This is a genomic window from Tropicimonas sp. (assembly GCF_047971885.1).
Taxonomy (GTDB): Bacteria; Pseudomonadota; Alphaproteobacteria; order Rhodobacterales; family Rhodobacteraceae; genus Tropicimonas.
The window spans coordinates 1-14,840 of sequence record NZ_JBKEAE010000114.1 but is presented as its reverse complement, the minus strand read 5'-3'; the positions used below and the strand labels follow the sequence as shown (position 1 = coordinate 14,840).

The 14,840-nt window shown below is 66.3% G+C and carries 10 protein-coding genes and 1 pseudogene; 4 read left to right on the top strand and 7 right to left on the bottom strand.

Annotation, left to right across the window (positions count from 1 at the left end; all coding sequences use genetic code 11):
- The 6 genes from addA to regB form a co-directional block, all read right to left on the bottom strand.
- Positions 1-2,732: double-strand break repair helicase AddA (gene addA, locus ACK5IR_RS09725; RefSeq protein WP_416928332.1), on the bottom strand; the 2,732-nt coding region annotated here is incomplete at its 3' end.
- Positions 2,729-5,704: a double-strand break repair protein AddB gene (addB, locus tag ACK5IR_RS09720; protein WP_416928330.1), complete on the bottom strand. Its 2,976-nt coding sequence runs from the start codon at positions 5,702-5,704 to the stop codon at positions 2,729-2,731. The genes addA and addB, both read right to left, overlap by 4 nt.
- Positions 5,697-7,400, bottom strand: a complete 1,704-nt coding sequence (locus tag ACK5IR_RS09715) for a phosphotransferase (RefSeq protein WP_416928328.1) — start codon at positions 7,398-7,400, stop codon at positions 5,697-5,699. The genes addB and ACK5IR_RS09715 overlap by 8 nt, the downstream gene beginning before the upstream one ends.
- Positions 7,397-7,909: a tRNA (adenosine(37)-N6)-threonylcarbamoyltransferase complex ATPase subunit type 1 TsaE gene (gene tsaE, locus ACK5IR_RS09710; protein WP_416928326.1), complete on the bottom strand. Its 513-nt coding sequence runs from the start codon at positions 7,907-7,909 to the stop codon at positions 7,397-7,399. Before tsaE ends, ACK5IR_RS09715 begins: the two co-directional genes overlap by 4 nt.
- A 64-nt stretch (positions 7,910-7,973) precedes the next feature.
- Positions 7,974-9,551: a PAS-domain containing protein gene (locus tag ACK5IR_RS09705; protein WP_416928324.1), complete on the bottom strand. Its 1,578-nt coding sequence runs from the start codon at positions 9,549-9,551 to the stop codon at positions 7,974-7,976.
- A gap of 79 nt (positions 9,552-9,630) precedes the next feature.
- A complete protein-coding gene (regB, locus tag ACK5IR_RS09700; protein WP_416928321.1) occupies positions 9,631-11,031 on the bottom strand; it encodes a sensor histidine kinase RegB in 1,401 nt (466 codons plus the stop codon).
- Positions 11,032-11,128: 97 nt separating this feature from the next.
- Between regB and ACK5IR_RS09695 the strand changes: the two are divergent.
- The 3 genes and pseudogenes from ACK5IR_RS09695 (at position 11,129) to ACK5IR_RS09685 (ending at position 12,901) form a co-directional block, all read left to right on the top strand.
- Positions 11,129-11,752 (top strand): annotated as a pseudogene (locus ACK5IR_RS09695) (SCO family protein).
- 99 nt (positions 11,753-11,851) lie between these two features.
- Positions 11,852-12,406 (top strand): ActR/PrrA/RegA family redox response regulator transcription factor, encoded by a 555-nt coding sequence (locus tag ACK5IR_RS09690; RefSeq protein ID WP_416928319.1) that lies wholly within the window; start codon positions 11,852-11,854, stop codon positions 12,404-12,406.
- Entirely contained in the window at positions 12,407-12,901 is a 495-nt protein-coding gene (locus tag ACK5IR_RS09685) for a hypothetical protein (protein WP_416928317.1), read from the top strand.
- Here ACK5IR_RS09685 and ACK5IR_RS09680 read toward each other — a convergent pair whose 3' ends face one another.
- Positions 12,902-13,498 carry an HD domain-containing protein gene (locus tag ACK5IR_RS09680; RefSeq protein WP_416928315.1) on the bottom strand — a complete coding sequence of 199 codons (597 nt, stop codon included), beginning with the start codon at positions 13,496-13,498 and terminating at the stop codon, positions 12,902-12,904.
- A 101-nt stretch (positions 13,499-13,599) separates the two neighbouring features.
- On the opposite strand from ACK5IR_RS09680, the gene ahcY reads away from it, so the two are divergent.
- The coding region (gene ahcY / locus ACK5IR_RS09675; protein ID WP_416928313.1) for an adenosylhomocysteinase at positions 13,600-14,840 on the top strand (1,241 nt) is incomplete at its 3' end.

Here is a 14,840-nt window from a genome sequence, read left to right as displayed (position 1 = left end):
TCCGGCGGCGCCGGACGGGTTGCGCCGGCCCATTGCGCGGATTCGAGCCGCAGCCCCGGACCACCGTCGAACTCCCGGGCCGAGGCGCCGGCGGCCAGCATCCCGTTCCGAACCTGTTCGTACCAGCTGTCCCCGCCCTTTCCCAGATCGCCCGCTGCCGCGACGATCAGCCATTGCTCGGCACGGGTCATGGCAACGTAGAGCAGGCGCTGCGCCTCGTCCTGGCGCTTGCCGATCGCGTCGGCGCGCAGGTTGTTCAGCACTTCGGGGCTGTCCGCCCTGTTGCCGGCCCAGAAGATACCGCCCCTGTCCGAGGTCAGCATATCGCCGCGAAATTCGTGCGGCGCACGGCGAAACGCGGTATCGGGAAGGATGACGATGGGCGATTCCAGCCCCTTGGCGCCATGTACCGTCATCACCCGCATCCTGGTGCCCCGGCCTTCGGCGCGGCGCTTGATGTCGATCTCCGCCCCTTCCATCCGGGCCAGGAAGCCGGTCAGGCTGGGCACCTCGTCACGTTCGTGGGCAAGCGCCTGCGCCAGCAGCGCGTCGATCCCGTCCGATGCCTCGTCCCCCAGCCGCGCCACCAGCCTGCGCCGTCCGTCATGGCGGACCAGCAGCTTTTCGATCAGGTCGTAGGGGCGCAGGAAATCGGCGCTGTCGCGCAGATCGGACAGCATCGCCCAGGTTGCGGGAAATTCCGCCTGCCTGCGGCGCAGCGCCCGGAACAGGAATTCGGTTCTCCCGTCGGTCGTCGCGCGGTTTGCCGCCAGATCGTAAAGCTCCGCCTCGGACCAGCCGAGCAGTGGCGAGCGCAGGATGGCGGCAAGCGACAGGTCGTCCTCGGGGGTTGCAAGAAAGGAGAGCGCGGCGCGGATGTCGCGCACCGCCAGTTCCTCGCCCAGTTTCAGAACGTCGGCGCCGGCAACGTTCAGCCCCGCCGCCTTGGCGGCGCGGATGATCTCGTGAAACAGCGGACCGCGGCTCTGGACGAGGATCAGAACGTCGCCTTCGGTGACCGGGCGCGGCGCGAAGCGGCCGTCCGTTTCCGACCAGATGAAGCCGTGATCCACCATCGCGCGCACCTGCGTGGCAATCCTGTCGGCCAGTACGACGGTGTGATGCCGTTCGCCCACCATGTCGACCGGCTGATACCAGTCTTCGCGCCCGGCCTTCGGGGCAGGCTCTACCAGCGGCCACAGATCGACGCGGCCCGGGAGATGCCGCCTGAAGGCGATATGCCGGACGGCCTGATCGGGCCCGTGCGGGTTTTCCTGCGCGAAGACGCCATCGACCGTGCGCAGCACCTCGCCCGAGGACCGGAAGGAATATTGCAGTTCGAGTTGCTGCAGGGTCAGGTCGAGATGCCCGAGCCGCACGGCGAAGGCCTCGCGCATACGAATGAATCCCTGCGGATCGGCCCCCTGGAACGAATAGATCGACTGCTTGAGATCGCCGACGACGAATATCGAGCGCTCCCCGGCTTCGGTCGTGCCGGAGCCTGAAGTGAACTCGCGCGTCAGATGTTCGATCACCTTCCACTGCAGCGGGCTGGTGTCCTGCGCCTCGTCCACCAGAACATGGTCGATCTGGCCGTCGAGACGGAACAGCACCCAATCGGCGATACCGGGTCGGGAGAGCAGTTTTTCGGCCATCTGGATCTGATCGTCGAAGTCGAGCCAGCCGCCCTCTTCCTTGCGGCGGGCATATTCGGGCAGGAATACGGCGGCGAAACGATGGAGCGCCAGCGTTGCCTCGGCCGAAGCCAGCGCCTTGAGGCGGTCGCTGGCGCAGGCCACCGCGCTGCTCAGGCTGTCGAATTCACCGGCCAGCGGGCCGAGCGCCTCGCGTGCCTTTTTCGTCAGCGCGCCGGGTTTGGGCCGGCCGGCATTTTCGCCCGAGGCATAGAGACAGCGTTTTGTCAGCAGTGCAAAAGATGCCTCCGAAACTCCCGCCGCCGCAACCTGCCGCAGATCGGCGGCTAGCGCGAGCATGGTTGCCGACTGGCCCTGAAGAACCTCTGCGATGGTTGTCAGCAGGCCCGTGTCCGCTGCCAGATCGCCAAGGATGTCCGCCGGGGTCAGGCCGACAGAAAGCCGGTAAAGCTCCAGCACCGCGTCGCGGTCGGGATGGTGGGGAAATTCGCTCCGGTGTGACGAGATCTGCGCCGCAAGCCCGGTCATGTCCTCGTCGCTGACGCGCGCCGCCATGTCGGCGAAAATGGCCGGCTCGACCTTGGCAAGATGGTCCAGCACCTCGGATCGCAGCACCCGCGCGGCGCTGTCGTCCAGTTCGGCAAATCCCGGGCTGACCCCGGCTTCCAGCGGAAAGCGGCGCAGAAGCCCGGCGCAGAAGCTGTGGATGGTCTGGATCTTCAGCCCGCCGGGCGTTTCGATGGCAGCGGCGAAAAGGCGCCGTGCCCGCGCCAGGGTATCGCCGTCGAGTGCCTCGGCAACGCCCAGTTCCGCCAGTGCCGCACGCAGTCCGTCGTCGTCCTGCATCGCCCAGTCGCCGAGCCGCCGGAACAGCCGGTTCTGCATCTCGCCCGCCGCTGCCTTGGTATAGGTCAGGCAGAGGATGTTCTCGGGCGGGGTGCCGTTCAGCAGCAGCCGTGCCACACGGTCGGTCAGAACCCGCGTTTTGCCCGAGCCGGCATTGGCCGACAGCCAGGTCGAAGCCCGCGGGTTCGCCGCCTCAATCTGCCGGGCGGTGGCTTCGTCCGGTGGGTTCATCCGTTTTCCTCCGGTCGGCCGACGATTATCGGGACCGCGTCGCTGGTCAGATCCCATTCGCCGAAACGCGCAAGGTGGTCGTAGTCGCCTTCGAACCGGGTGGTTTCGGCGGCGCGGATCGTGGTATAGCCCTGATCACGCCGGCCATAGGCGGCGATCAGCCGGTGCAGTCGCTCCCACGCGACATCGGCAAGGCGACCGTCGTCATCCATGATATCCAGCACCCGGTCGGCCCCGTTTACGCCCAGCGAAATGTAACCCAGTCTTTCAACCGGTGCGCGGCGCAGGGTTTCGAAGCCGCCACGCTCGAGAAGCGCCGCTTCCAGTGGCAGTTGCTTGTCGAAATGCCTGACCTGATCCTTGCTGGGCGGATTGCCGGATTTGTAATCGTAGATCGCATAGGTCCCGTCGTTCAGGCGGTCGATCCGGTCCGGTCGGGCTGTCAGGCGGAATTCCATGCCATCGAGCGCCAGACCGCCGGATTTTTCGGTCAGAACCGGCATACCTTCGGCCTGTCGCCGGAACTCATCTGCGATCAGGCGCGGTGCGGCGGCCATCAACCGGGCATGCCAGAGCGCCCGGGCAGCCTCGGTCGGGGCATCCTGCGCCAGGATCTGTGCCGCGATTTTCGCGAGACGGCGCGTTGCACAGGCTTCATCGTTGCCGCGCGCCTCGTCGCTTGCGACGAACGCCTGCATGACCTTGTGCAGGATCGTCCCCTTTGTCCGCGCGTCCGCCTCGGGCAGGAGGGGTGCCAGCGGGCGCAGCCTCAGGATGTGGGAAGCATAGATCGCGTAGGGGTCACGGATGAGTTGGGTGACCCGCGTCACCGCCAGTTCGCGCGGCCGCATATCAAGCGGCGGGCAGGGCGACGGGCGTGGCGCGGGTGGAACCCGGACTGCGGGCCGGTCGAGCGCGGCGGCCTGTGCGGCCAGTGTTCTGCCCCGCGTCCGCATCCCTTCGAGCGCCGCCGTACCCTCCTTGCCCAGTCCGCCCAGAAGGTTGGTCAGCCGGTTAAGCCAGCGCGAGGGAACCGTTTCCGCCTCCTGATCGCGCAGGGCACGGGTCAGCAGCACCTCATGCGTCGCAATGGCCTGCTGGAAATCGTGCGCCGCCAGCCCGATACTGCGATCGGGCGACAGAAGCCCCGCCTCCTGCCGCATCCGCCGGTTGAGCCACGTGTCGGGCGCCGGCAGGGCGGGCCAGCTTCCCTCGTTGAGCCCGGCAAGAATTGCCACATCGGCACCGCCCGCCCGCGCCTCGAGCGTGCCCCAGATCATCACCTCGGGGTGGGGGCGTGTCGGGTCCTGCACGCTGAGCGCCGACAGATGCGCCCGTAGCAGATTGGAATAGTCGCGCGTGGTCAGGTGCCCGCCGCTGTCACCGGCCGCGCCAAGGTGTTGCAGCGCCGCTTCCGCAGCCTCGCCGGGCCGTTCCTGCCACAGCCTGCCGCTGCCGACCATGCCGGGCCCTGCGGCAAGACGTTCGGCAAGCGCCCGGTGGCGCGCGACGTGGACGCCGACGGTCATCGCGTGCGGTTCGGGCGCCTCTTCGAGCAATGTGGCAAGCCAGTCGGCCCATTCGCGCCGGCCATCGTCGGCGCCCCTTGCGGCCCACGCGGCAAGATCGGCGCGCCCGGGCCGGATCACCGCCCGGCGGCGCAAGCGCAATTCCAGTTCGCGCGTCCAGCGCAGATGCGGCCCGCGTACCCCGTCGCTCGACGCGGTGAGCGGATGTTTGAGCAGCGTCAGGAATGCGGGCAGGTCCGGCCGGTCGATACGCAACGCGGCAACATGGCGCAGGAAGCGGCCGGGGGCCGTCTGCTGTAGCGGTTCGCCGGCGGAATCGTCGGGTTCGATGCCCCAGCGTTGCAGGGAGGCCGCGACGCGCCGGGTCAGGTTCCGGTCGGGCGAGATCAGCGCGGCGGTCTGCCCATCCGCCACCGCCTGCCGCAGCCGGACGGCAATCGCTCCCGCCTCGGATCGCTGATCGGCCGCCTCCAGCAGCGCCATGCCGGCGGTGGCAGATCCCAGCGTGCCGGCAAGTGCCTTGCCCTCGCTTCGCCACTGGTCGGTCACGGGCGCGGGACGTAGCGCCAGCGAAAGCAGCCGGTTGCGTTCGGGTGCGGCGGGTGCGGTTCCGGTCCAGGGCGTCACTTCGTGCGGCGCAAGCCTCAGATCGCGCAGGATCCGATGAAAGCGGAACTGTGGGTGATCCTCGCTGCCGCGCGCACTGTCCAGCGCATTCCAGACCGGGCCGGGCTGGTCGAAATCGAACCCCGGCAGCACGACATATCCGTTGCGCAACCGCGCGATGGCCTCCATCAGCATGCGGGTTGCGCCGCGCGAACCGGTAGAGCCGGCGATCACCAGATGCCCGGCGGGCAGAGCGTCCTGCCAGCGGTCGGCGAGCGCAGCAATAACCCGGCGGCGGCGGGCCTCGGCGCCGGCAAGCATGTCGTCCCGCAACCCGAAATGGGTGAAGGCCGCATCGACAATGGCGCGGCCCTGCTGCCAGTGGGCGGCAAAGGCGCCGACATCGAGCGCCGCCAGATCCTCGGGCTCGACCCCCTCGCCATGCATCTCGTCGATCAGCGCGGCAAGTCCGTCGGCCAGATCGAAGACCGATGCGCGCGGCGCGTGGATCCGGCCAGCGCCGATCAGGTCGAGCAGCAGGCGCGCGAGATCGAGCCTCAGCCGCAGCGGGTCGAGATGGGGCGGGATATCGGGAAAGCCGGTCTCCCGGGCAAGATCCGCGATCAGCCTGATCCGGGGCAGCAGGCGCGCCGGCCCCTTGTCGAACATGTCCCGCAGGCGGCGGCTCATCCGGCCGGAATTGACGAAAACCGTCGTCCTGGCCCAGGCGGCCGGGTCGTCCGCCGGCAGCCTGCGCGCGAGCCCGGCAATCAGCGCTTCGGGATAGTCGACACCGCAGGGCACGGCAAAGAGCCGGGCCTTTGCCAGATCAGCCATCGGCGCCCTCCGCCAGCATCGCCTCGGCCATGGCGATGTTCTCGGGCAGTCCGACATCGCACCATCCGCCGTCGTGCCAGACCCCGAACATCCGCCCCGCCGCGATCACCCGGTCCCAGAGCAGGTTGAGCGAAAACACCTCGTCAGGGATCGCCGCCAGACCTTCGGTGCGCAGGATCTGAGCACCGGAATAGATACTGCCCTGCCCGCGGGCCAGCCGCCCGTCCGGTGCGACCGAAAAATCGCCCGCGCCCCGGTGACCGGTTGCGCGGGCAGGGTGGATCAGCAGCACCAGCACATCCATGCGCGCGGGGTCCCATGCCTGCGCAAGCTCGGCGAGAGGGTTCCGGCCGGTCCAGACCGCATCGGTGTTGAGGGTGAAAACCGGATCGCCGGCCAGCAGCGGCAGTGCCCTGCGCAGCCCGCCGCCGGTTTCGAGGATATCGGGCACCTCGTGCGACAGCAGGATGTCGGGGCGGGCGGCCAGGTGGTTTGCGATCTGCCCTGCCCGGTAATGGGTGTTGACCACGCGCCGGGGAACCTGCGCCTCGACAACAAGATCGAGTGTGCGGTCGAGCAATGTGCTGCCCGCAACCTCGATCAGGGGTTTCGGCCTGTCACGGGTCAGCGCGCCCATCCGGGTACCGAAACCGGCGCCGAAACACATTGCCGCCTGCGGGGCACCGCCGGGGGCGGGTTCGTGCAACATGCGCAGCCGTTCGGGCGACGGGCCCGGCAGCGCTTCGGCGACGAAGGCGGCAAGGGGCGCCAGCGACGGATGGGCGAGATCGCGCTGCAGATAACCCCAGACACGGGGGATGAACTCTGCATATCGCGGTTTGCCGAGGTGCTTCGACAGGCGCGCGAAGACACCGAGAATCCGCAGATTGCGCTGGGCGCCGAGCACGGCGCAGGCGCCTTCGAACGCGACAGGATCGAGCGCCGCCCGCCGGGCATAATGGGCGACCATCGCATCGCGCAGCGCCGGCGGAACATCGCGCCGCGCATCCTCCAGCAGCGAGACGAGATCGTAAGCCGGGTGGCCGGCGAAGGCGTCCTGAAAATCGAGCAGTCCGACACGCCGCGTTCCGGCCCTGTCCGGTAACCAGAGCAGGTTTTCGGCGTGAAAATCCCTGAGCGCCATTACGGGTTGCGCGGGCTGAAGACCGGCGAGGGCGGTTCGGAACAACCGCCTCAGCCGGTCGAAATCCGCCCGCTTCACCGGCCGGTCGCCGCACGGGGCATAATGGCCAAGCGCCAGATCGCCCGCCCCGGCAAGCTGATCGGCCGTGAAGATGGCAAGATCGGGTGGCGCGGGGTGCCGATGCAATTCCAGAAGCACATCGACGGCGGCGCGATAAAGCTCCTCCTCGTTGGCTGTGCCCTTTTCGATCAACCGGGTGAATATCCCGTCGCCCAGATCTTCCAGCAGCAGGAAACCGGACTCCGGGTCGGCGGCGAGGATTTCCGGCGCCGAAAGCCCCAGCCCCTTCAGATGCTCGGCGATCCGGATGAACGGGCGCACATCTTCGCCCGCTCCCGGTGGCGCATCCATCAGAACGGCGGTGCTGCCGTCGCGGGACCGGCCGAGCCGCTCGTACCGGCGGTTCGACGAATCGGGGGCGAGCGGGGTTGCAGCGCTTTCCGCCCATCCGGCGGTGGCGACGAAGCGGTCGCGCCGTGCCTGACGGTTCACGGTTCATACTCCATGATGGCAGACAGTTGTGCGACAGTCGGCTCCCAGCGCGGCGCGCACCAGCCAAGCTCTGCGATACGGCCATCGCCAACGAGCGAAAGTGTGACGGTCAGGGCGTTCCGCGGTGTCAGTTCGCCCAGCCTGTCGGGCCATTCGACAAGGCAGATCGCGTGGGCAAAGGCCATGTCGAGCCCAAGCTCTTGTATCTCGTCCGGTCCGGACAGCCGGTAGAGATCGGCGTGCCATATCTCGGTATCGCCGCAGGAATAGGTCTGTACCAGCGTATAGGTCGGCGAGGGGATGTCCTCGGGCGGGGCGCCGCTTTCGGCAAGCCGTGTGCGAATGATCGCGCGGGCAAGATGGCTTTTGCCGGCGCCGATGGGGCCGGAAAGCAGCACCGTGTCGCCGCGACGAAGCAGGCGGCCGAGCACCTGCCCAAGCCTGTCGGTTGCCCCGGGACCGGCGAGCGCGATCCTTGCGGATCCCTGATGAGCATTGTCGATTGTCATAGCGGCACACTAGCCAGCGGCGGCGCGCCTGCAACCGTGCATTGCGGTGCCGGGCAACTTCGTGTCAGGACAGGCGAACGGCGAGCGGAAGGGGTGCGGAAGATCGCGCGCCGATAACCGGCGGAATGGGGCTGAATACCACCAGTGTGGCATGGCCGGCAACCGGCGCGAACCGGCAGGCGACGGCCGAACCGTCGCTGAGTCTGACATCGGCGTTCCATTCGGCGCGTTCGCCCGATTCACGTACGAAATCGCGTAGATCGCCCCACACCGGCGTCGGCTGGCAGAGTGCCTGCCAATGACGGGTCGCGTCGACGATCCCCGTTGTGGCGAGCGTATCGTCGGCCATGTGGTTCCATGCCAGCCGGTAGGCGGCGTTGGTCAGGACCAGAGCGCCGGACGACGAGAATACGGCGATGGCCTCGTCCAGCGTGTCGAGAACCGACTGGCCAAGCTCCAGTTCCGCGCGGAAACCGCGCGTCAGCGAGATTTCGGCGCTGATGTCCTCGAACAGGAACGCGACCGCGCCGTCGGGATGTGGCCGCCCGGTGACGCGGAACGTCTGGCCCGTTGGCAGCGACCAGGTTTCCAGATGTCTGCCCGAGGCGGCGGCGCATTCCATCGCCGCGATCTGCTGACGCCAGTTCTTGTAATCCTTGGGCTCGGGCATGCGCTGCCTTTCGCGCAGCCGGTCGAGGAATTCGAACAGGGTCGGCCGGGTGCTGAGGAATTGCGGCTCGAGTGCCGAGAGATCGGTAAGTGCCGGATTGAAAAGCACCAGGCGCCGCTCCCGGTCGAAAACGGCAAGACCGGTGGTCAGATGCGCGAAGGTCTTGGTGAGGGTCTGCATGAATTCGCGCAGCGTGGCCTCGGCGTGAACCAGCCTGTCTGCGGGAAGGGCGAATATCAGAATCTCGTCGCCCAGATTCTCGTTGAAACTGTCATACCAGCGCGGCTCGTCGAACCCGGGGACCGTCACCGAAAGGCGCCGCGGCGGTTCGGCCGGATCGGGGCCGGCGGGGCGCTGGCCGAAAACGCGGGGAAGCGGCCAGCCAAGCGGCTCGCCTTCGGGTTGCAGGCGCAGCGCAAGGTCGACATAGGCGCCGTTCGCCCAGCGCACCGCACCCGCCGCGTCCTCTTTCCACACCAGTATCGGCGCGTCGTCTATCACGCGGCGCAGGGTGGCAAGCTCCTCTGTCAGGGCGGCATGACTCAGGTGATCGGGTGGAGGAGCGTCCGGCGCGCACAGGCGTTCGTGAAGCACCACGCGCACAAGATCGCTGCGCCATTCCGCTTCCAGTTCCGCCTCGCCGTCCGCAGCGTGCAGGACGACGCGATGCCGGTCGGGAAGGGTGCCCAGCGCCGCCTCCATGTCGGGGAAGCGCCGGCCCAGCGCCGCAATCGTGCGTGACAGATCGTCGAGAAATCCGGGGCCGGTTTCCATTAGCGCCCGGGCAGCCGGAGTCGCATCGACAAGATCGCGTCCGCGAAACAGCAACGCGACCGGATCGCCCAGCTTGTCGAGCGGGGTCCAGCTTACGTGCCGTCCGGGAAGCTGCCTGCCAACGACATGAAGCGCCAGCAGTGCCGAGGCGAATGACGACGCGAGAATCACAATTCCAACGGACAGATCGACGTTCATCCCGTCACGCAACCTTTCCCCGGGGGTTGGCGGAATAATCGTTCCCGATTGGTTAAACGTCCGTTAATTATGGAATATTTCAGGCAATTCTGATGCGCGAATTCTCACCCAACCCGCCGCCAGCCTCTTCCTCGTCTGCCACGATCCTGTCGCGTGGCCAGGCAACCTCGACGATCGCGCCACTGCGCTCGGGGCGTTCGGATTCGGTCAGAAACGGATCGGCACCGTTGGCAAAGGCCAGTTCGGCGCCCGAGCGTTCCAGCAACGTCTTCGCGATGAAAAGACCCAGCCCCATGCCTTCGTATTCCGGGCGCCGCGAAATCTCGGCGCGGGTCTTGCGGATTTTCATGAAGGGATCGCCGATGCGCCCGAGCGCCTGAGGCGGAAACCCCATTCCGTCGTCGGAGATGCGAATGACGACCCGGCTGTCGGTCCAGCTTGCATCGACCCACACGTTTCCGGCGGAGAAGTCGACCGCGTTCTGAACGAGATTTCGCAAACCGTGAATGATCTCGGGCCGGCGAAAGATCGATGGCTGACGGTTCGATCCCCCGGCGGCGGGCGCGACGTTGTAGTGAATGGTCTTGCCCCGGTCGCGATGGGGATCCGCCGCCTCGCGGATCACCGTGTCGAGCGGCGCCTGCCGCATGTGCCGGTCGTCCTTGCCGGCGCGGCCCATCGAGCGGAGAATGTCGCGGCAACGGTCGGCCTGCCCGCGGATCAGCGCGGCGTCCTCGTACAACGCGTCGTCGCCTTCGAGTTCTTCCATCAGTTCGGAGCTGACCAGCTTGATCGTCGCCAGCGGCGTGCCAAGCTCGTGCGCCGCAGCGGCCACAACCCCGCCAAGATCGGTAAGCTTGTGTTCGCGTTCCAGCGCCATCTGCGTAGCCGCCAGCGCTTCGGACATCGAATGAACCTCGGTCGCGACACGGCGGGCATAAAGCGCGAGAAACCCGATTCCGATCACGATGGCCACCCAGAAGCCGAAGCGGAAGATCCCGGGCATTTCGAGCACCTGCCCCTGCTCGGTTCGCAGCGGAAGGTAAAACAACGACATCAGGGTGATAAAGAGGATCGCGGCGCCGGCGACAAACAATGTCGAATGCAACCGCAACGTCGTGGCGGCGATGATGACCGGGGCAAGGATCAGCAGCGCGAACGGGTTGTTCAGGCCACCGGTGAGATAAAGCAGGAACGAAAGCTGCGCGACATCGAACAGAAGCGTCAGGACGGTTTCGTTCTCGGAGAGCCGCTTGTTCTGCGGGTAGACGAAAATCGCCAGCAGGTTGGCGACAATCGCGATACCGATCGCCAGCAGGCAGAGCCCGACGGGGATATCGAGGTGAAAATAACCCCTGGCAACCACGATGGTTGCGATCTGTCCGGCAATGGCGATCCAGCGCAGCACGATGAGCGTGCGCAACCTGACCCATTGGCTTCTCGACATTCCGTCGAAAACCGGAAAAGAAGGGCTATCCATATAGCTTCTCCGCTGCTGGGCTCCGTTCAACCTGCAATCGTTTGTCCGGCTGCGCAATGCCGGCAGGAAGCTGGCGGAGCCGGAAAGGAAGGAACCGATGAATACGCGCACCTATGTCGTTGCGTCGGCAGTTGCAATTGTCGCGCTGGTGGCCGGCACGGCGGCGTTCGTGGCAACGCGCGCGCCAGACGATCCCTTTGCCGAATGCAGAAGCGGTGCCGTTGCCGGCGGCCCGGGCGATATCGGGGGGCCGCTGGAACTCGTCAGCGAGACGGGCGAAACGGTGACCGACAGGGAGATTTTCACCAGACCGTCGCTGCTGTATTTCGGCTATACCTAGTGCCCGGATGTCTGTCCGCTCGATACGGTGCGCAATGCCGAAGCCGTGGATGTGCTCAAGGAGCGCGGCTTCGACGTGCAGCCGGTGTTCGTTTCGGTCGATTACGGGCGCGACGATGCGCGCGCGATGGCGGATTTTACCCATAACGTTCACCCCGACATGCTGGGTCTCACCGGCAGCGAGGAACAGATACGCGCCGCCTCGAAAGCCTATCGGACCTATTTCTCCATTCGCGATCCGGAAGACGAATACTACCTGATAGATCATTCGACCTTTACCTATCTGGTGATGCCCGAAACCGGATTCGTCGAGTATTTCCGTCGCGAACTGACTGGCGAACAACTCGCCGACAAGGTACAGTGTTTCTTGGAAAAACTCTGAATGGCGGCGATGCAGCGGATGCAGACCGCATCTGTTTGACGCAGTGGCGACATGCCACTACTGTCTGCCCAACAGATAATTCCATGTCGGAGGGTGCCGATGGCGGAGCGTGAACTACAGGATATCGGCGAAGACAGATCCCTGCTGATCGTCGACGATGACGAACCGTTCCTGCGCCGTCTGGCCCGGGCGATGGAAAAACGCGGTTTCGAGCCCGAGATGGCCCAGTCCGTTGCCGCCGGCAAGGCGGTCGCGACCGCGCGTCCGCCGGCCTATGCGGTGGTCGACCTCAGGCTTGAGGATGGCAACGGGCTCGATGTGGTCGAGACCATTCGCGAAAAACGCCCCGACGCGCGGGTGGTGGTGCTGACCGGTTACGGGGCCATCGCGACGGCTGTCGCTGCGGTAAAGATCGGCGCCACCGATTACCTGTCGAAACCGGCCGACGCCAACGATGTGACCGCTGCCCTGCTTGCCAACGGCGATGCGCTGCCGCCGCCTCCCGAAAACCCGATGTCGGCCGACCGGGTGCGGTGGGAGCATATCCAGCGGGTCTATGAACTGTGCGACCGCAATGTTTCCGAGACTGCGCGGCGGCTCAACATGCATCGGCGCACGCTGCAGCGCATCCTTGCGAAGCGGAGCCCGCGCTAGGTGGCAGCGGCACGCGGCAGGGTTGCCATCGCCTGTACCGTTGCCCTGGGCATGGCCGTTCTTTCGGCCTGCGCGCCATCCGGGAAATCTGCCGGGCCATCCGGCGACCTGATCCTGAAGCCGGACGGTCTGGGGGTCGCCGGCACAGGGCTAGAGATCGGGTTCGGCCGGGCACAGGCGGGGGCCGTCCAGGCGGTTACCAGGGTACTTGGCGAGCCGCCGGGCGGGTCCGGCAGCCTGCCGGCCTGCAGCGGAGGCAGTCTGGCAACGGTGAACTGGGCGGGCGGTTTCTCGCTGGCGTTTCGCAACGGCGATCTGCGTGGCTGGCATTCCGGTGCGGGCCGGGTCGCTACGGCGTCGGGCCTGAGGGTTGGCGGATCCTATCCCGGTGTCGGGCCGGCAGATGGCTCGTTCGACTCCGGCGGTGTGCGCGGGCGTCTGGGCGACGACGGGCGGATCGCGGCGCTTTGGGCCGGCGATATCTGCCCTGGCTGATCAGCCCGCCACCGCCAGCAGTTCCGCAAGACGCGCCGCAAAGCGGCACCGGACTTCGACCGGCGGCCGCAGGCGGATCGTCAGCCCGTCGATATCCTGCGGCTTCGGCTTGCCGAAAAACCTGTCGGATTCGGTTTCGGTGAACCCGGCGATCTGCGTTGCTTCGAGCCAGGCGCTGATCCGATCCGCCCGTTTGATCTGTTGCTTGACCGTTTTCGGCAGTTCGGCGGGCAGGCCGAAACGCAGATGAACTGCTGCGGTCAACCGTTCGTCCAGCGCCCTGTAGTCCGGCCCGACCGCTGCCTTGACCGGCGAGATCATGTCGCCGATCACGTATTCGGGTGCATCGTGCAACAGCGCGGCGAGGCACCATTTCGTCGGCGCGCGCGGTCGCAGGCGGCGAAACAGCTCCTCGACCAGAAGCGAATGTTCGGCGACGGAATAGGGAAAATCCCCTCTGGTCTGGCCGTTCCAGCGCGCCACGAAGGCAAGTCCGTGGGCGATGTCATCGATCTCGATATCCATCGGCGTGGGATCGAGCAGGTCGAGCCGCCGCCCCGATAACATGCGCTGCCAGGCGCGTGTTTGCGCTGCCACCTTGTCCTCCCGGTTCTGTGCTTCCGCCCGGACCTTGCCGGTCGTCGGAACGGGTGCTACGTCAGCCCGCGACAGATTTCCAGCCATCCGAGGAGCGTTCCGTGCCGCAGGACTACATCGTCAAAGACATTTCCCTTGCCGGATTCGGGCGCAAGGAGCTTGATATCGCCGAGACGGAAATGCCCGGGCTGATGGCGCTGCGCGCGGAATATGGCGCAACCAGGCCGCTCGCCGGCGCGCGCATCGCCGGCTCGCTGCACATGACGATACAGACGGCCGTGCTGATCGAGACGCTTGTCGCCCTGGGTGCCGAGGTGCGCTGGGCAAGCTGCAACATCTTTTCGACCCAGGATCACGCCGCCGCCGCCATTGCCGAAGCCGGCGTGCCGGTTTTTGCCGTCAAGGGTGAAACGCTGGCGGAATACTGGTCCTACACCGACCGGATCTTCCGGTTTCCGCAAGGTGGCGCGAACATGATCCTCGACGATGGCGGAGATGCGACACTATATATCCTGCTCGGCGCGCGCGTCGAAGAGGGTGAGGAAAACCTGATCGCAACGCCGGGGTCGGACGAAGAGATCGCCCTGTTCGACCAGATTCGCCGGCGGATGGCCGAAACGCCGGGCTGGTTTGTCCGCCAGCGCGGGATGATCCGGGGTGTCTCGGAGGAAACGACAACCGGGGTGCATCGCCTCTACCAGCTTCACGAGAAGGGTCTGCTGCCCTTCCCGGCGATCAATGTCAACGATTCCGTAACCAAATCCAAGTTCGACAACAAGTACGGCTGCAAGGAATCGCTGGTGGATGGCATCCGCCGCGCCACCGACACGATGATGGCCGGAAAGATCGCTGTCGTCTGCGGCTACGGCGATGTCGGCAAGGGCTCGGCCGCCAGCCTGCGCGGCGCCGGCGCGCGGGTGAAAGTGACGGAGATCGACCCGATCTGCGCCCTTCAGGCGGCGATGGACGGCTTCGAGGTGGTCCGGCTGGAGGATGCGGTCGACACGGCCGACATCTTCGTCACCACCACCGGCAACCGCGACGTGATCCGCATCGAGCACATGCGCGCGATGAAGGACATGGCGATCGTCGGCAATATCGGCCATTTCGACAACGAGATTCAGGTGGCCGCCCTGCGCAACATGAAATGGACCAACATCAAGGATCAGGTCGACATGATCGAGATGCCGAATGGCAACCGGCTGATCCTGCTGTCCGAGGGGCGGCTGCTGAACCTTGGCAACGCCACGGGGCATCCGTCCTTCGTCATGTCCGCCTCCTTCACCAATCAGGTGCTGGCGCAGATCGAGTTGTGGAAGAGCGGCGATACCTATGGGAACGG

What these genes read in the sequence shown, in the direction of transcription:
- ACK5IR_RS09705 (WP_416928324.1), bottom strand. Translation starts at nt 9,551, where the DNA reads ATGAACGTCGATCTGTCCGTTGGAATTGTGATTCTCGCGTCGTCATTC.
- addB (WP_416928330.1), bottom strand. Translation starts at nt 5,704, where the DNA reads ATGGCTGATCTGGCAAAGGCCCGGCTCTTTGCCGTGCCCTGCGGTGTC.
- ACK5IR_RS09690 (WP_416928319.1), top strand. Translation starts at nt 11,852, where the DNA reads ATGGCGGAGCGTGAACTACAGGATATCGGCGAAGACAGATCCCTGCTG.
- tsaE (WP_416928326.1), bottom strand. Translation starts at nt 7,909, where the DNA reads ATGACAATCGACAATGCTCATCAGGGATCCGCAAGGATCGCGCTCGCC.
- regB (WP_416928321.1), bottom strand. Translation starts at nt 11,031, where the DNA reads ATGGATAGCCCTTCTTTTCCGGTTTTCGACGGAATGTCGAGAAGCCAA.